Annotated in this window: 12 protein-coding genes; 7 read left to right on the top strand and 5 right to left on the bottom strand. The window is 45.2% G+C overall.

From position 1 onward, the window contains the following. Positions 1 to 46 precede the first annotated feature (46 nt). Positions 47 to 586 (top strand): hypothetical protein, encoded by a 540-nt coding sequence (locus A8708_RS12625; protein ID WP_068663858.1) that lies wholly within the window; start codon positions 47 to 49, stop codon positions 584 to 586. 357 nt (positions 587 to 943) lie between these two features. Here the strand turns inward: A8708_RS12625 and A8708_RS12620 are convergent, their stop codons facing one another. The 3 genes from A8708_RS12620 to A8708_RS12610 all read right to left on the bottom strand — a co-directional run bounded on the left by A8708_RS12620 (position 944) and on the right by A8708_RS12610 (position 7,503). Next, the gene (locus tag A8708_RS12620; protein ID WP_068663855.1) at positions 944 to 2,776 is read right to left on the bottom strand and encodes an LTA synthase family protein; all 1,833 of its coding nucleotides are present in this window, start codon (positions 2,774 to 2,776) and stop codon (positions 944 to 946) included. Between the two features lie 210 nt (positions 2,777 to 2,986). Next, positions 2,987 to 4,027 (bottom strand): S-layer homology domain-containing protein, encoded by a 1,041-nt coding sequence (locus A8708_RS12615; protein WP_068663853.1) that lies wholly within the window; start codon positions 4,025 to 4,027, stop codon positions 2,987 to 2,989. 158 nt (positions 4,028 to 4,185) lie between these two features. Next, on the bottom strand, positions 4,186 to 7,503 hold the full coding sequence (locus A8708_RS12610; protein ID WP_068663851.1) for a discoidin domain-containing protein: 3,318 nt from the start codon (positions 7,501 to 7,503) through the stop codon (positions 4,186 to 4,188). 370 nt (positions 7,504 to 7,873) lie between these two features. Here A8708_RS12610 and A8708_RS12605 point away from each other — a divergent pair, with 370 nt between their 5' ends. The 6 genes from A8708_RS12605 (at position 7,874) to A8708_RS12580 (ending at position 16,965) form a co-directional block, all read left to right on the top strand. Beyond that, positions 7,874 to 9,193, top strand: coding sequence for an extracellular solute-binding protein (locus A8708_RS12605; RefSeq protein WP_068663849.1), 1,320 nt, complete (start codon positions 7,874 to 7,876; stop codon positions 9,191 to 9,193). A gap of 74 nt (positions 9,194 to 9,267) precedes the next feature. Then, positions 9,268 to 10,143 carry a carbohydrate ABC transporter permease gene (locus A8708_RS12600; protein WP_068663847.1) on the top strand — a complete coding sequence of 292 codons (876 nt, stop codon included), beginning with the start codon at positions 9,268 to 9,270 and terminating at the stop codon, positions 10,141 to 10,143. A 19-nt stretch (positions 10,144 to 10,162) separates the two neighbouring features. Beyond that, positions 10,163 to 11,038, top strand: a complete 876-nt coding sequence (locus tag A8708_RS12595; RefSeq protein ID WP_068663845.1) for a carbohydrate ABC transporter permease — start codon at positions 10,163 to 10,165, stop codon at positions 11,036 to 11,038. Positions 11,039 to 11,090: 52 nt separating this feature from the next. Then, positions 11,091 to 12,860: a sensor histidine kinase gene (locus A8708_RS12590; protein ID WP_068663843.1), complete on the top strand. Its 1,770-nt coding sequence runs from the start codon at positions 11,091 to 11,093 to the stop codon at positions 12,858 to 12,860. Next, the gene (locus A8708_RS12585; protein WP_068663839.1) at positions 12,841 to 14,424 is read left to right on the top strand and encodes a response regulator; all 1,584 of its coding nucleotides are present in this window, start codon (positions 12,841 to 12,843) and stop codon (positions 14,422 to 14,424) included. The genes A8708_RS12590 and A8708_RS12585 overlap by 20 nt, the downstream gene beginning before the upstream one ends. 30 nt (positions 14,425 to 14,454) lie before the next feature. Then, positions 14,455 to 16,965, top strand: coding sequence for a beta-mannosidase (locus A8708_RS12580; protein WP_068663837.1), 2,511 nt, complete (start codon positions 14,455 to 14,457; stop codon positions 16,963 to 16,965). Positions 16,966 to 17,164: 199 nt separating this feature from the next. Here the strand turns inward: A8708_RS12580 and A8708_RS12575 are convergent, their stop codons facing one another. Next, positions 17,165 to 18,355, bottom strand: coding sequence for a chromate transporter (locus A8708_RS12575; protein ID WP_068663835.1), 1,191 nt, complete (start codon positions 18,353 to 18,355; stop codon positions 17,165 to 17,167). A gap of 203 nt (positions 18,356 to 18,558) precedes the next feature. Then, entirely contained in the window at positions 18,559 to 19,251 is a 693-nt protein-coding gene (locus A8708_RS12570; protein WP_068663833.1) for a Dph6-related ATP pyrophosphatase, read from the bottom strand. Positions 19,252 to 19,299: the final 48 nt, after the last annotated feature.

Below are 19,299 nucleotides of genomic sequence, written 5' to 3'. Positions count from 1 at the left end.
TTTTAACAATATAAGCCAGTACATAAATAATGATGAGGTGTACCCCATGACTTTGAAAAAAACAGCTGCAGGGCTTCTAATACTAACAATGGCAGTTACAGGCGCTGCATGCAGTTCCAAAGATTCCACAACTTCGACACCTACTGCGACAGCGACAGCAGCCCCACAAGCAACCGCTGCTGTTACACAAGATGCAACAAACATGAAAGGCTACATCGCGGCTAGAATCGCCCGCGAGAAAGTGGATTACTTGTTCGCTGAAGCGAAATCTGCCGATGGCGCTTTCGTTCTCAATCCGATTGCTGCAACAGATAAAGAGACAGCTAAGAAGTTTCTTTCTAGTTACGTCGATGCCGCGATGCTGGATACCATTGCAAATTATTATGTAACAGATACGAAGGCTGGTGCGACATTCCTTACGAATACGAAGTCGTACTTCACTGACAATATTTTGACGACCAAAAAGGAAGAAATCACGTTCGATAAAGCCAACACGTCTGAGCTCGTGAAGTTCACGACGAAAGACGGCGTGACCTATACAACAAAAAAAGTAAACGATAAATTCTTACTTTCCGAAGTAAAATAATACTTTTCAAATCACAATAGCCCAGCTCCTAAATAGGGGGCTGGGCAAACTTCGTTCATCTCCTGCTACCTTTGCTCGTTCATCAACTCCGACTACTACGCCATCTACTTTAACTACATCAGGAACTCCAACTAGCTAATATCCACTCTATACCAGAATAACTGGAAAACCTACAGTTAATAGCGAGGATTTTCATTGAAATTGTAATTTCCATGAAAAATAACTACATAATTTTAATCTAATTTACTAGCTCAAAAGTTACAAATTAGATGTACTTTTTACAGGTATTCAATTCCCTACTGCTCGCCGTTCACGCAATAAAGAGCTAAGCATCTGCTTAGCTCTCCTCATACCCATCTATTTCGCAAAAAAGTTGCTCTCATGCACCCAGTCCGCGATCTGGAATGATCGCAAAATATGATCTTTCTCCGCATTCTGCGGCTCGCCAACGAGCGTACCGTTGTTGAGAATCGTGTAATTTCGATTCGTATTCACCAGAATTTTGCCCATTGCTGTAGATTCGAACTTATCGCGCTCTACGCCCATAAGATAAGCAAGCGTCGGCAAGGTATCGATCTGCCCCCCGATAGTGGGAATCTGCTCCCCTGTCATGCCCTTGCTGTAAATGATGAACGGCAGTTGCAGCGAATGCGTTCGCCAAGCTTCATTTTCCAACGATGGTATCGCATCAACTTGATCCTGATAATACTTATGCACACCGGTGTGGTCACCATAGATGGCAACTACCGACTGGTCCAGCAGACCTGTTTGATCCAGCTTGTCGATGAAAGCCCCGATCTGCTTGTCCGTATAGTTGATCGCTTGGAAGTACGCGCCCATGATCGTTTTATCCAAACTAGGGTCGAGTTGAAGTTTCCTTGTTTTATCAGGCAAATCGAAAGGACCGTGACTAGATAAGGTAATAACATGCAGCATGAATGGCGACTGCACACTTGTCATTTTCTCACCAAGCTGCTTGAGATATGTCTCATCGGACAAGCCAAGCCCAACGAGATCATCTACCTGGTATTTACTGATATCCCAGCTCGTCTGGTAGCCGATATTATGATGCGCTTCTACCCAGTTCCAGCTCCCCGCGGGTTCGGAATGTGTCGAAATCGTTTGATAGCCCATCCCTTCCATCATCTTAGGCAGGGAATTGTACGTATTCGTCGGATAACGGAAAAAATTCGCGCCTGAACGAATTGGAAACACGGATGTTGTCGTCAGCAGATCACTGTCTGAACTCGTGCCATTGTTCACCTGCTCATAAAAATTCGGGAAATACAGACTATTTCCTAGCAATCGGTTGAAGTTAGGTGTAATCTCTTGCCCATTCACCTTCTGTCCAATGACGAAATTTTCTAGGGATTCCACTTGAATGACAATCAGGTTTTCACCTTGAAACATCCCTTTGTAGGTATTATCCGGCAACTTCTCAGCGTTCGAAGCGAACCAGTTCTGTACCTCACTTCGCGCACCATCTGTAAGCTCAATGGACTTTGCAGCTCCGAATAACCGTAAACCATCATACAAATGATAACCAATAGGTGACATATCTGACATAGATTGAAAAGGTGCCCAACTGAGATTGAAGAACATCATCTCGCCTTGGGTCGTGTTCTTCACATCGATACGATAATGGTCATAGGTCACAATGCCAACAGCTAGTACCATCAATACTAGGGCCACTATCGGATGTCTTTTGCGTTCGGTTCGACGTGACAGAATCGGGCTGTTATTCATCCTGAAAAGCGCAATCGCAGCGATTACCACAAGATCAATCACCAGCCACAAATCGAAAGGGCGTATAAATGTCCATAGATTATAATCCAGTGGATTAAATCCATTGGGATGGGCGATAAACCGCAGGGATAGAAACGCTGAATACGCCCTGAAGTACACTAAATCGCATACCAGAAGTACACTGAACAGTACTTGAACGATTACAAGATACATACGACGGCCACGTTTTTTAAAGAAAAGACCAATAGCCACAACGAATAAAATAAACATCAAATGGGAAAGAACTGGCGGTACTGTGAAATACATTTTGCCAATATTAATCCCCGCCTTATCTGGCGCATGCAACGCAGCCAACAAGAGCTGTGACTTCAACAAAATTGCCAAAAACGTATAAATCATAAGTTTTCCACGACTCACAACAAGTCCGAGTGCATGTTGGATCATAGAAAGAAAGCTTCTTCTTCTATAGGTTGATAACTGTAGCAAAAAATAGTTCACCTCATACCTGTTGATTTCAAGCCGATTTTTCCATTTTAACACAAGATGCTTTCGCATAATGCTTACAAATATTGCAATATAGCGACAGCAGTGCCTGAATCAATACGGAAAAGGACCTGAGACATCTGCCTCGAGGTCCTTTTCAACATGAAGTCATTACTTCAAGTATGCCAATATATTATAAATTAAAACAGCCGCTTGCGCGCGATTCGTTGTTTCTTTCGGATGGATCCCATTTGCGTAGCCGTGGACGAGTCCAAGTTTAACTAAAGTTGCAACGCTGTTCACCGCATATGCTGAAATCGACGAGACATCCTCGAAATCTGCAAGATCGGATTCATTACCATCCATCTTAAGTTGCTTGGATACGCGTAATGCTCGGTCCGTAAGCACCATCATATCCTCTCTTGTAATAGAAGCTTGGGGATGGAACTGATTCCCTTCATCTCCTTGCACGAGCCCCAATTCCCTTGCAATCGCTACAGGCTCCGCATAGTAAACGCCAGCATCAATGTCCTCAAAAGACTCGCCAACCGTCCCTTTCAATCCTAATGCTCTCATCAAAAGCACTACATAATCCGCACGAGTCACCGCTGAGTCCGGACTAAACTGTCGCTCTCCTGTGCCGTTCACGATCCCTTTAACCGCCAATGCTTCAATGGCATCTATAGCCCAATCGAATGCATCAAGATCATCGAAAGTGTACGGACCGTGGATGTTTAGGGTTGTACGTGTATCCATCAGCTTGGTCGTACTCACCAGGTTAGCATCGAGAACCCTTACACTGTTAAGCGTGAGTTCAATTTTACCATTTTGAATCACTTTAAAATGCAGCTTGTATAGGGTTTGCTCCCCTTCTAAGCCTTTACCTTGACCAACCTTTGTATGTGCGAGCTGAATATGTGTCTGTTTGACAATCGCTGGAACGGAGAAACCAGGTACATCGGATTTCGCATCTATGAAGGTTAACCTTGTAGGATCATACGCCATATTAATTTCAAAAGCATAGACATCTTTCATCTCATGTCCCGTTATGATGACTTCAATCGTGTCACCTTTATTCGGTATTGGTGATGAAACCTTCATCGTAAATGTGCCTGACTCCAAGGCCTCAGAGGCCCAACCCGTTGTAGGAACAATCCAACTTATCAAGAATACGAGTATGATGCTTATTTTCGACCATTTCCCCAAAACCATGTTCGATGTCCTCCTTCAGCAATCAGCACATACCAATAATAAGGAACGACTTATCCCTATGATTTGAAAATCGCCCGCCATGAAACTATACGAAATGTATCATAACGGGCGATGTTTATCCGACTAATCCTAACATCTATCGTATTGTATCGTTACCCTTACTCTTGAAGAATGCGTTGTGCCACAGCAGCCAAATCAACCAGATCCACTTTACCATCTCTGTTGAAATCAGCTTTTTTGAATTGTGCCCAGTCTGAATCTGCGGATGTTTTGCCGTACGCCGCTGCTACATTGGCCAAATCTACGACAGAGAGAACGCCGTCATTATTCAGATCTCCAGGATCGCCAACGTATCTCAGCGAGTCAAAGACATCTAAAGCTTGTTGAAGATTCGCTAATGCTTGCGTCACTTGCGGTTTCGTAACCGCTGGATCCGCAGCGACACTTCTTGCTGTATCGATTGCAGCCTGCAAGGCAGCTTTCGCTCCTGGCGCGTATTGCCCACTGCTATAACCTTCTGTAGCGGCATCATGCAAGGATTGTGCCGTGCTAATCTTCGCGTTCAAGATGGACAGATCGACAATCGCTTTCACAAGAACTACTTCGGAAGCTGAGCCTAAGTTCGTTGCTGTCTGCAAATCAGCAAGGGCAAGACTGTCTAGGAGAATCGTTGTCGAGACATCGTCACTTGGGGTTAACGCTTTCCAGTGCAGAGCCAGCAACGGTCCGTTGACATCACCGCCAGCCAAATTCACTGTTAGAATGCGAATATGTCCCCCTCCAACCTTTTGACCAATGATCGTAGTGGCAGGATTCAAAGATTCCACTGAGTCAAATTCAAGCACTCCTGTGTCATATGACAATTGAATATCTTGCGCATACACGCTGGAAACGACATCGGATACATGTACCGTTGTGTCAAAAGATTGCCCGCTTGTGACTGTCGCAGGTCCTTCAATAGAAGCTGATGCAGGTACAGAACCGTACACTCTCACCTCATGAACAGACCACCAGCTGGAATTCGTTCCCGTTTGCACGATTTTAAAGAATCTAGCCACCTGTGGCGCAAAATCAATGGATATCAGCCGGTTCGTACCCACTCCCGTGGCAATCGGACTGCCCCAAGTCACGCCATCATTAGAAACGTATAGTGCATATCCGCGCGCATAGTCATTATTGCTGCCTGTGGAATCCATCTCAATGCTGTTGATACTCGTGAGTACTTTCATATCAATGGTGAATGATTGCTCTGGTGAAGGGGACATTGGCTTGCCCGCGCTCCAACGCGTCCCCATATCGCCATCAATGAGGCGTGCTGCTGGATCTGCTGATGTCGAGGTTGCTGTCCATGCGGAGCGATCCAAAGCCCTCTTCGGCGTTGTCACACTTAACGCCACACTCGACAAGGAAACGTTACCACCACCATCCTTAGCTTTCACCGTGTAGCTATACGTTGTCAGTGGTTTGACCGTCGTATCGAGGAACTCCGCTGTCGTTGTATGACCAACAAGCGTCCCATCCCGATATACATCATAACCTGTGACATTAAGATTATCTGTGGAAGCCGTCCATCCTATTTTGACACGATCATGTGCGGCTGTCTCTTTGAGAACCAAATTCGTAGGCACACTTGGGGCTTCCGTATCCCCTGCATCTGTTCCATAGAAGTTAATCGTCTGCCTTTGTGCACTGCCAGATGTCCCATACACACGCCCGCCGATGCCATTAATAATGTGCGTAATTTCACTGCCTGCTGTACCATTGAGCCAAATCGTCGTCGCATGATGAATTTTGACGCCTGCCACATTCGGCACTTCAATGGCATTTTCCAGCTTCACAGCTGCATCTCGGAAATAAGAGTACACACCAAGTCCCCAAGCTTCATGTGTCGTGACCGTGTCAGCTACTTTATACGAGGCATAGCCATTCTTGCTTCCGTCCATCCATGCCGCTTGATTCGGCACATCGTATGGAATTTCTGACTGGTAGAAGTAAACACGTCCGCCGTTCCCATTCCATAACGTTTGATACTCATTGTGATGCTCATTAAATAAGCCATACAAGGTGACATCATCACCATTCACGATCAGGCCATTCGTCGAGACATTCTCTGTCCATCCCGCTCCTGCCCCATGGTCTGCGCGCCACATCCAGAAGTGATCACCAATAATATCATCGCTGTTAATGGTCATTTGCGCTTTATTTTGACCAACGACGGCTCCTCCCGTACGGAAGAATAAGTCATGCAACGAAGTTGGATTAGCGGAGTGATCCAATGAACTTCCTGTTGGACCGACTTCCAATAGCGATGAGGTTGCATTTGGCCCGGCTTCATACAGAAGCCCCGCCAGTTTGACGCCATCCACGTCAGCGATCGTCATCGCTGGTTTATCTGTTGTTGGAATAAGTGTTGGCATCCCAATGCCGAGTACAACTGTATTGGCGTTATTGATACGAATTGTATCATCTATGTGATAAATTCCTGGCGTAAATAGCAAATTCTTGCCATTCGCCAATGCTGCATTGATATTCGTCGCACTCGTTGTTGCTGGAACATCCGCGCGTACAATATAGAATTGATCGATGCTGATGGAACTTCCTGGTGTTGCGCCATTTGCCCAGCTGGCCCCTTGCGTATTCTGAGAAAGGGATGGAACGAATACTTGATATTCATTCGCGTTGTTGATATAGAGATACGGCTTCTCTCTTATGACTGGCGTGTTCTCGACCACTGTATAAGGCGGATCTGGGAAGTTCCCTGTTGGCGTATTCTTGTCACCGACGAACACCATGTTCCAGACCCCATTGGACCAACTCGACCATTGACTATTCCGCGAGAACCATTGTTGCTGAGAAGCTGGTGTTACTTGGCCATCTACGATGGAGTCTGCCAGGAAGCCGCCACTTGCCCATCCAGCGCCCCATCCAGCATCGAAATCGAACAAATTCAATTTCCCTTTAATATGTAAACGCCTGAGTGGTGCAGCTTGTGAAACCGCGATTTGCGTCGTCCCTGCTGAGAAATGAGCTGGAGCGGGTGGTGTATAATTGAATGTCGGATTAATACTGAGATTCTCAATCCCCCGCCAGAAATTGCGTGTAGCATTCCCATTATCCCAATCCGCATTCACATTCAGTCCACCATTGATCAACACATCATCTGGATTGAGCCCAAGGCCTGAAGCTTGTGTGTTAAACCCAATAAAGTAATTGCCATTATACGTTCCTGGTTTAAAAAGAAAGGCATCTCTTTCCGTTCCAAATTCATTGGATTCCTGTCTTGTGAACACCGCATTCACTGCACTTTGAATATCAGCTGCAGGCATATCGGGGTCAAACACATACACATTGGGACCAAAAATCGATGAATTGGCATCACCGATCGGAGTAGCTGCACTCGAAACACCAGGACTCCATAAACTAAGCACGATTGCCATCATCGAGACAGACGAAACCATTTTTTTCAAACTACGCATTGTATACCTCCCTTAGATTAGAAACGATCTATCCTGCTCCACATTCTTTCGGTAAGCGATTACATAATTGTTCCGATCACCCTCTCATTTTACAAAGTAGGATGCTGACTCGTAGTTGGTATCTCCATCATAGAAAAAACTGGCTTTTAATGAAAGCGGTAAACTTAAGGAGATTAGGAGAGTTACTTAAGGTATTGGGATATTTTAACGATAACGACCACCTTGCCTTATTCTACCTTATTTATGGATATCCTGAAGAATAGCACGTCGATATCCGATCATTTTCTACCCTGGTCCTTATCCTGTTCACCTTACGAAACATGTGAAAATCTTTAGAATAAAGTAGAATCAATCAATCAGGAGGTCGAACATGAAAAAACTAACACTTATCTCTACTGCTTTACTTGCAACAACCGTTCTTGTATCCGCATGTGGCAACGGTGACGAAGCCGCTCCAGCAGATAACGGCACTTCCGGTGAGAAAGTAAAGCTTACCATTTGGCACAACTGGTCTGGTCAAGATGCGAAAGCTGTGGCTATGCGTAAAATTCTAGACGATTTCCAAGCTCAAAATAAAGACATCACTTTGGAAATTGAAGGTTTGCCAACCGATGGTTTGAAAACACGTCTTAAAACCGTTGCGGCAGCCAATGAAATGCCTGACCTATTCGTTATGTGGCCCGATGCGATGACGAAGGAATTCGTTAGCGGAAACTTGCTTCAACCGATCAATGAGTTCTTGGACAGCAAACCAGATTGGAAGAACAATTTCATTCCAGGCGCTTTAGAGGGATATACAGTAGGTGACAAAATCTATTCCGTACCTATGAACCTTTCGCCAACTTCCTTTATTTACTACAACAAGGCGCTTCTTGATCAATATAAAGTTGCTGTTCCTAAGACGTGGGACGAGCTTATGGCAGCTGTCAAAACGTTCAATGACAACAAAATCATTCCAATCGCACTTGGCAACAAAGCGAACTGGGCTGCTCAATCCACGATTTTCAGCGGACTTGCTGATCGTATGACAGGTTCCGAGTGGTTCCTTAAAGCAGCTAAGCAAGATGGCGTGAAGTTCACCGATCCTGAATTCATTCAAGCTTTGAAAAAGCTACAAGAGCTAAGCAATGCCAAAGCATTCCAAGATGGCTTTAACAGTATTGATCAGAACCAAATGAGACAATTGTTCTATCAAGGTAAAGCTGCGATGTTCATCGATGGTGGATGGGCAATGGCTGACGTCGTTCAGAATGCGCCGAAAGATTTGCTTGCTAACACGCATATCGCTTTAATGCCTTCCATCGCAGGTGGCAAAGGTGATCCTCAATCTACTTCTGGTGTTGTTGGAACTGGACTTGGGGTTAGCATGAAACTGGCTGGAGCTAAGAAAGAAGCAGCTCAAAAATTATTCTACGCACTATCTGGTCCTGAAGGGCAACAAGCAACATTGAACAGCTCCACACTAGTTAGCTACAAAATTGAACTTGACCCTTCAAAGGCAAACCCATTATTCGTTGAACTTAACGATCTTATGAAAACAACGAAAATCACACCGGTTTATGATGCTAAACTAAGCTCCGCTGCGGTTGAAGTTATCAATAACGGTCTACAAGAGCTTCTCATGGGTGGAAACGCCGAAGCCATTGCTAAGAAAATTCAAGACTCACAAGCAGCTTCACTAGGTAAATAAAACGTTGTCGTACAACCAGCCCTCCACATCTGTGGCAGGGCTGGCTAATTTCATACATGAAGGAAGTGAGATTGATGAATGCTGCTTACGTCCGCAGGTTTGTTTTTATGAGCCTTGCTCCTGCGATTCTAGTTTACGCCTTATTTGTGTTTGTTCCCGTTCTCTGGTCAGGTTATTATAGCTTCTTCGACTGGAAGGGTATTGGTACTGCGAAATTTATCGGTTTGAAAAACTATGTAGAAATTATTCATGATCCTATTTTTTGGACATCCTTAAAGAATAACCTTATTTTTCTTGTTGTTGCTGTGTTCGGCCAGCTGCCGGTCGCTCTCATTCTTGCCATTCTCTTGCATAAAAGCAATGCGCTGCAACGGTTCATACGTTCTGCAGTCTTCGTACCCATGGTCATGTCCTCGGTCGTCATCGGAATGATCTGGCAATACATTTATCACCCCCAGATTGGTATCCTGAACCTTCTCCTCGAGAAGCTAGGTTTAGAATCTTGGAAGCTGCAATGGTTATCCGATCCTAAGATTGCTATCTTCGCATTGGCTCCTCCTCTGATTTGGAGCTTTGTCGGATTATATCTCATTATTTTCATCTCTGCTTTTCAAAATATTCCTGGTGAAATTCACGATGCTACACAAATCGATGGCGCTGAAGGAGCACGCAAATTATTCTCCGTTACCCTGCCTATGATGTGGAGCACTGTACAAATTGCCATCATCCTATGTATTTCTGGAAGCTTGAAATCCTTCGATCTCGTGTATGTGATGACCAAGGGTGGCCCTGCTCACGCCACAGAGCTTCTTGCTACGTATATGTATAATTCGACTTTTTCTTCATACCGCTATGGATTTGGCAGCGCCATTTCGACAACCATCGTCTTGATCTCCCTGATCTTCATCGGGATCAGCCAATGGGCAACAAGCCGTAAATCCAAAGGATAACGAAAGGAGGAAGCTGACTATGTCTTCAATTCCCATTCAAGTAAAATCAACTGCTACAACTCGCAAGTTCTCGTTTCAATTATGGAAACAAGGCGCACTATGGACCTTCTTAACTTTGTATGCGATTCTCACGCTTTATCCCTTATTTTGGCTTGTTATTTCCTCATTCAAAACGAATAGCGAATTCTTTAACCACCCGTTCGGGCTGCCCCAAGTATGGAAATTCTCGAACTACGTTACGGCATGGCAAGCATCTAAAATGGGTACGGCTTTTCTAAACTCGGTTATCGTGTCGCTCGTTTCACTCGCACTTACGCTATTTCTAAGTTCCTTAGCAGCGTACGTGTTAGCTCGAATCAAATTTCGCTTCAAGGGCATTATTCTGGCATTTTTCGTCATAGGGATGCTGATCCCTATCCATAGCACGTTGGTACCTTTGTTTATTCTTATGAAACAAATCGGACTGCTGAACACGTACTGGGCACTCATCTTACCTTATACCGCTTTCGCTTTACCGACGGCTATTTTTGTTCTTACCGCTTATTTGGCTTCCGTGCCCAAAGAAATCGAAGAAGCTGCCTATATTGACGGAACGAGGCTTTGGGGTGTATTCTGGCGTATTATGCTGCCAATCTCATTGCCAGCCCTATCAACAGTCGTCATTCTCAGCTTCTTGCATTTCTGGAATGACTTTTCTTTCGCCCTTGTTTTTATTAGCAAAAGCAGTTTAAAAACATTACCGCTTAGCATCGCGAATTTCGCTGATGGCTACCAAACGGATTACGGTTTAACCTTAGCCGCTATGACAATCGCTGTTATTCCTACAATTGCTGTGTACTTGGCCTTCCAAGAGCAAGTTATGAAAGGGATGACCGCGGGAGCTGTTAAAGGCTAATTGACTTCATTAACCTCAACGATCCAGACAACGAGTTAGGAGATGACATCTGTTGCGCGAGTGGTTCGGCTATTCCTTACAGCGTAAGCTATCCTTCATCATGCTTGTCACAACATTAATCCCCCTCTTGTTTCTGGGTACATTCGCTTTCACAACATCGTCGGATATTACCAAAGATAAAGCGCAGCAAGCAGGCTTGAACTCACTCGCTCAAATGGATGCCAAATTGCAGTTCATTCTGAAGGATGTTGAGAATATGTCCATTTTCCTCATCGGACAGCGGGATATTCAATCGTATTTGAAGAGATCCGATGAGAACTTGGATGCGCAATCACAAATCCTTGGGTTAATGACGAATCTGGTCTACACCAAAGATTACATTTCAAATATCACCATTTATCCCAGCAATAACACGACGCCTCTGTCTACCTCTACAATCTACAACTCGAGCTTGGATCAAGAGATTGCCATTAATCAGATTACGGACAAGATGTGGACAGGCTTATACCATATTGAGAACTATTTAGGGAAACGTGAAGTGTTCTCCTTTATAAGACCCCTAAGAGCGATGAATACCTACCAAACCCTTGGTTGGCTATCGATCAGTGTGGATGAGCAAGCGCTGTCTCGCATATGGTCAGTTCCACAATTAGCCGATGGCTATGGCCAAGTAGCCTTGTTGAATGATCGAGATGAAATCATCTCATCCACCTCGAAGCGTTGGCTGTCAGAGAAAGCCGATAGCTTGTTCCCCGGCATAACCAATCACATCCGTGACCATTCTACCGGCGTATGGACGTTAGGTACCGGGAACTCACAACAGAACATTCTGTTTTATCGAGAACCGACCATCAACTGGACGATTGTTGGCATGATCCCATCGAAACTATACAGTGCTCAGAATCGATACATTTTGCAACTAACTGCCGTTGCTGTGGCGATTTCTGTCCTTGCCAATGTGTTACTCACTATATTCGTTATTCGTAAGGTAACCACGCCTCTCGGATCGTTAACCCGCTTGTTAACCAAAATCAACCCTGATGAACCTTTACCCCTCTATCCGGTGTACACATCAGATGAAATTGGCCGTCTAGCTGGCAGCTACAATTTGTTAAGCACACATATCGAAGCTTTGAAAAAGCAGCTCATACACAATGAGACGCGCAAAAAAGAAGCGGACATGCGCGCATTGCAAGCCCAAATCAATCCGCATTTCCTCTATAACACGCTGTCTTCCATACATTGGATTGCTCTACTCCAAGAAGAGGATCGCATCGCAGAAATGGTAGGCGCCTTAAGTGATTTCTTGCGTTTCAGCTTAAATAAAGGGAAAGAATACTGCAAGGTTTCACAGGAGCTAGCCCATATTCGCAATTATGTGCAGGTTCAATCCATCCGATTCCCGGATGAATTTACCGTGGACTACGTGGTTGATGCCCGTCTTAGTGATTCAATTATGCTGAAATTATTGCTGCAACCCTTGGTTGAAAACGCCATGATTCATGGCATTCAAATGAAAGAAGTGCCAGGAATCATTTCCATTTATGTCGAGCTTAAGGGTAACTCCATGCATGTCAAGGTGATGGATGATGGTATTGGGATGACAGAGGACCGTTTGCGAGAGGTTACTGAAAGTTTATACCCTACTGAAGGCATGGAAGCCAATGATGCCAGTTATGGGCTGCGCAATGTGCATGAACGCTTACAATTACATTACGGGCTTGATTCGGGAATCAAGATCGAAAGCCGATTGAATGAGGGTACTTGTGTGTCATTCGCGATCCCAGTTTTGGAGGATAACTATGAAAATCTTGATCGTTGATGATGAGGTCATCATCCGAACAGGCTTGGCTAAAGTGATTAATTGGAAAGAGCTCGGACTTGAGCTGCTTAAGCCTGCCGCCTCAGGGGAAGAAGCACTGCGTCGCATGCCAGAGGAACGCCCGAATATTTTATTAACGGATATCCGTATGAAGCATATGAATGGCTTAGAACTGGCCACTAAAGCGAAAGAAATCATACCCGATATCGAGACAATTATCCTATCTGGGTACGATGATTTCATGTATACACAGCAAGCGATTCGGCAAGGTGTCAGTGACTATCTCTTGAAATCCAGTCGGCCCGAAGAGATTATGAAGACCGTCCTCCAAGTCAAACAGCGCATTGAAGATAAATGGAAGCATCTCAATCAGGATCTCTATAAGAATAAAGAAGTTCGCAATCGCTTGTTTGAACGCTGGATTATTGAAGGAGAAACTGCCGCAGTTGATGCAGAGATACTGCCGGACTACCTTCCTCGCTTATTTCTCTCGAAGGAACATGAGCAACCCAAATTTCAAACCTACGTTGTTACCGCCGAAGGATGGGGAGATAACTCCTCGGAAATTTCACTGCTTCTTTTCGCAGTAGACAATATGCTTCACGACATTTTGCATTGTGAAACATTAATTTACAGGCAACGCATCGTCGTGGCACTTCCCAAAACCAGTGCATCCGATTTCTTCGATCATCCCGAGTCTGCCAAACAAAAGATCGAGCGGCTACTCAAATGCAAAGTCAGTATATCCATCGGCGAGGTCGTTCTCCAACAGTCCGATTTATATAAATCGTATGTTACCGCGGACTATGCTTATAGCTATAAACATCACCTTGATGAATCTATTCTTGTCTATACGGAAATTGTTAAGCGCAAAGGCGGCAAGACTGTCTGTACGCATGAAGAGGAGCTAGAGCTCTCTTCGATCCTGCTGGAAGACGACTCCGTCGCATTAAAGAACTGGGTTCAACGTTTTTTGCAATCGGACTTGAACGACCCGCAGATGACGATCGAATCCCTTGAATCTTTGGTCCGTTCTGCTGCCCTAACCGCACATCGTTGGCTTGAACGTGTATTGACTGCTACGGGCCGTCAAGGAGCACTAGATAACCAAAGTATCGCCTTCGTCGTCAAACGGGATATCGTGTTGAAGGACGCCTTATTTCAATATTTATTGACACTTATGGAGCTGTATCATCATCGTTTAGGTGGCGGACAAGCCACACATACACAGAAAGCCATGGCCTACATTCATGAGAATTTGGGGAGGGATGTTGGCTTGCAGCAGGTTGCTAAATATGTGCATTTGCATCCGAACCATTTAAGCGAAGTGTTTAAAAAGGAAGCCGGCATTACGTTCGGTGACTATGTGACACGCCAAAAAATTAATCGTGCCATGGAAATTCTAACCGTATCCCCTGCCAAAATAGCCGATGTCGCAAGCTCTGTCGGATTTGAAGATATCAAATATTTCAGCCAAGTATTCAAGAAATTCACTGGCAAAACGCCAAGTGAGTTCCGGGAGGAAGCAGTCCTTCATCCTGCTGCTTCACCTTCAAAATTATAAAAAATCATGGTGTTAGAGGAGAAATCATCGATGGAATTATCAGGATTATGGCGATTGCAGCAGTTCGAAGTAGGACAAGTTCGACCACTTGAAGTCGCGGCAGCATGGCTAGACGATCGATTCTGGATCACAGCGAAGGTTCCTGGGGATGTCCATTCCGCTCTCATTGAACGAGAATTGATTGAGAATCCGTATTTCGGTCACAATGACGCCAAGAGTCGCTGGATCGAACAGAAAGAATGGTGGTACCGCCACTCTTTCCATTATTCCTTAGGGGAAGCAACAGATGAGAAAGAGAAGCATGAACTAACCTTTGAAGGTCTGGATACATTTGCTACGATCTACGTGAATGGGAAGGAAATCGGAACAACGAGCAACATGTTGATGGCACACACCTTTGATGTTACACGCGTTATTCAAGATGGCAAGAATTCAATTGCTGTTAAATTCGATCCTTTGCATCTACATAATAAGGATAAAGAATTGTTCCAATGGTCTTCGTATACGAAAGAGCGCCCTTGGCTGCGTAAAGCTGCGATGAACTTCGGCTGGGACTGGGGTCCACGCATGGTCACTGTGGGTATTTGGGGTAAAGTCTTCATCGAGCGATACCGCCGCGCGAAGCTGGATAGTGTTTTTGCAAGAACACGCTCGATCCGTGATGCTGGTGCAGAAGTTCAAGTCGATGTCGACGTGACTACGCTCCGCAAAGGTGTACAGAAATCGTGTGACATTCGATTAGTGGATGCGGCTGGTCAAGTGGTTGCTTCTGCGAGCGGGAGTGTTAACTCCTCGGAATCATTCGTATTACAAGTCACTGATCCACAGCTATGGTGGACACACGACCTCGGCAAGCCTTACTTGTACGAACTGGAAGTTGTTCTCTATGCTGACGGTGAACAAGTGGATACGTATCGCAAGCCGTTTGGTATCCGTACGATTGAGCTGCAACTCAAGGATGGGGATGGTCAGAATGCCTTTGCATTTGTACTCAATGGGATCAAACTATTTGCCAAAGGTACGAATTGGATTCCGGCGGATCACTTCATCGGAAGCATTCCAGATCAACGCTATCGAGATTTGATTGATCTTTCTGTTACTTCCAATCAGAACATGCTTCGCGTATGGGGCGGCGGCATCTATGAGAAGGATGTCTTCTATGAGGAGTGCGACAAGCGAGGCGTTCTCGTTTGGCAGGATTTTGCTTTCGCGAATGCATTATTCCCTGATTTCAACCGTGACTTCATGGAGAATGTGAAGCGCGAAGTGATCTACAACATCAAGCGCTTGCGCAATTACACTTCCCTTGCCCTCTGGTGTGGGAATAACGAAATTGACTGGCTGGTTGATATGAAAACGGCTGGCGGCGACATTGATTGCCCGTTCTACGGCGAAACCATTTACCACGAGCTGATTCCGGATGCGCTTGAGGAGCTGGATGACAGTCGTGCTTACTGGCCATCTTCCCCATTCGGGGGCAATGATGCCAACGATCCTGACGTCGGCGACCGCCATAACTGGCAGGTATGGCATGGTTCCGTATATCCGCGTCAAGTCGGCGATGTGCCTTTGCTAGACTATAGCATTCAAGGCGTCACGTTCAAAAACTACAAAAAAGACTTCACCCTTTTCAGCAGCGAATTCGGTATGCACGCCTCTGCCAATCGGTACACGTTAGAGAAAAACATTCCAAATGGCCAATTCTACTGGAACAGTGTTGAAATGGCTTATCGCAATAAAGATACCAATCACCAGAAAGGTATCCTGCTTATGGAAGGATATACCGGTATTCCGACCAACATTGAGGAATATATGAACTTCTCCATGCTGACACAAGCCGAAGGCTTGAAGTATGGCATTGAGCATTACCGTCGAAACAAGCACCGTACGAGCGGCTCCCTCATCTGGCAATTGAACGATAGCTGGCCAGGCACAAGCTGGTCGCTCATTGATTATGAATTGTTACCGAAAGCTTCCTACTATTATGCGACCAAGTTCTATCACCCGCTTCTGCTCTCCATCGATCATGAGCCTGGGCAGGACTTGCACGTGTGGGCTGTCAACGATACGTTGGCTGAATTACAAGGGCAAGTTCACGTAACGGTTTATAACTTCTCTGGGGAAATCGTGTTCACGCATACGTTCGATGCTGCAGTGGGGGCGAACGCTGCGATTCAGCTGGGAAGCTTGCCTGAGGCTGCAGTATTACATGGCGTGCCTGCAGAGCAAGTCGTTGTCCGCGTTCATACGACAGACTGGGCTGCGCTGGACAACCTTCATTACTTACGTGATCAGAAAGATCTCCAGTTCCCCACGACTTCGCTCAGTGTCAATGTTGATTCAGAAACGCAAGCCGTGCATATAACGGCCACTGGTGCTCATGCACGTATGGTGAAGCTCGATCTGCCACAGGGTAACATTCGCTTCAGCGACAATTTCTTCGATTTGCGTGCTGGCGAGCAAGTGACCGTGCAGATCAGTGATCCTACGGGGAACAAAGTGGATTTGAGTCTTCTGACTGTCAGTGCGATGAACGTTTGAGCAAAATGAGCGTTGCGAAAGGGCATCCGTTTCACCTGATTTTCTGATTTCTTGCTGGGTACCAAAATAAACGGCTACGCCGTCCTTTGAAGGACAGGAGCGTTTATCTAGAAATTCATCATAATTTAGTAAGTAAAACTTATAAATTCTGATATTTAGAAAAAAACTGCATATTTGCAGTTTTTTTCTTTTTCTGCGATTAAAGCTGCGTCAGCGTCCCTCCTATGGCACCAACGATCACAATCACCCATGGAGGTAATTTCCAAAATACGAGCAAAATAAATAAAATAGCTGCTAAAGCAAAATCGACTGGCTGTAAAATTGCTGATATCCAAATTGGGTTGTAGAAAGCAGCGAGTAAAATACCGACGACAGCCGCATTCACACCTGTTAAAGCACCTTGAATTTGGGGACTGCTCCGTAAAACATTCCAAAAAGGAAGTGTACCAATAACTAATAAATAGGCAGGAAGAAAAATAGCGAAAGTTGCAATCACAGCTCCCAAGATTCCCCCATGAATCGCTCCCAAATACGAAGCAAATGTGAACAGCGGCCCTGGTACCGCTTGGGTGGCTCCGTATCCCGATAAGAAATTTTCTTTACTTACCCAACCTGTCGGTACCATCTCTCGTTCTAATAATGGTAATACCACGTGACCTCCACCAAACACTAAGGAACCAGACCTATAGAAACTATCAAATAACGCTAGCCAATGCTGACTAGTAATTCCTCTTAGAACAGGAAGTCCAACTAAAATAGCAAAGAACAAAACTAGACAAATCACACCTATTGTGCGGCTAACTGGAATTTGAAGCATTGTGCGTCCCGCTTCACTCTTCTCTTGGTACATAAGTACGCCTATGAATGCCGCTGAAGCAATAAGTACGATCTGAGCTATTGCAGTTGGCCAAATCAGTGTGATAGTTGCACTGACGATTGCGATTGTCACTCGTTTCCGATCCGGGGTAAGTTTTTGACCCATTCCTACAATTGCTTGTGCCACAATAGCTACTGCAACTATCTTTAACCCGTGAATCCAACCAGCATGACTCATATCGAATCCTTTCAACACTAAAGCAAAAAGAACTAATGCAATCACGGATGGCAGCGTGAACCCTAGCCAAGCAATAAATCCGCCTAGAAGACCTGCGCGAATGGTACCAATCCCTATTCCGACTTGACTGCTCGCTGGACCTGGTAAGAACTGACAGAGTGCAACTAAATCTGCGTAGCTACGCTCATCTAACCATTTTTTTCTTCGCACATATTCGTCATGAAAGTAACCCAGGTGCGCCACTGGACCACCAAAAGATGTTAAACCCAACTTCAGAGATACCCATAATACTTCGAGCGTAGATTTCAATCTATGATACTTTTTTGCTTGATTCATTCTTTCAAATCTCTCCTGTCCAACTTGCATATAGATAGAAATGTTGATCTTCCTTTATCCTAAAACTAATTCATTATAGCATCCTCTTCATTTTGAAATATCAAGAGGTTATATTTTATTTGTAAAGGTTTGAATACCCTCTCCTAAAAAACCTTCACTTCCACTTTCGTGGCTGCGAAGGTTTTGCACACTGCTGCACCTAGTTAAGTTGCTATTAGCTCAAGTGGCATAAAGGCATAATCCCCGTTCCTAAGTACGCTGCCTTTGCGAACAGGTATAGCTTGTTTGAAAATCGGACCATCGATAACGGTTGTATGAAACTCGCCGCCTTCTCCACATGGGTCGATACCACGGGCTTGCAGTTCTTGGACATACGCGTGGGTAAGCGTTCGTCCCAAATCTTCTTCCTGCATCCCTAACGATAAATTGACCGTCACGAGTACGGACACAAACCCTAGGTCAATAAATTCTTTGACTGTTTGGACATGGTCCATTCGCCAGAGGGGCATGCCGAGTTGTAAGCCAGCATTCTGGGTAACTTTGTCGTGCCAGCAGCCCTCTTCGGGCATATCCAAATCACCTGTGACTAGCACTTCTGCGCCCTGACGTTTAGCTTGTGCCAATAGTCCCATAAAAACTTCCTCATAATCATCCCAACTTGCAGCAGCCGTTAACACGGGTAAGCCGATCGAATCCGCTTGGGCGCGGATAAGCTCAGGAGGCATGCCGTGGGATCTTGATCGTTTGCCTTCTTCCTCCAGCATAACGATAAGCCCTACGGCTTCGCCAACTTTCAGTGATTTATACAGCGCCAGGACACTATCTTTGCCCCCGCTAAATGAAGCGATAAACTTGCGCCCGTGAGCGCCATTTGACCAGTTTACGATGTCGGTCATCCTGATGTTCTCCTTTGTTTGCATGCTTTGATCATCCTATCCTAAGCT

Origin of the sequence: Paenibacillus oryzisoli (assembly GCF_001653565.1) — a bacterium.
Taxonomy (GTDB): Bacteria; Bacillota; Bacilli; order Paenibacillales; family NBRC-103111; genus Paenibacillus_E; species Paenibacillus_E oryzisoli.
The sequence above is the reverse complement of the archived record's forward strand: the minus strand, read 5'-3'. Positions and strand labels throughout refer to the sequence as shown.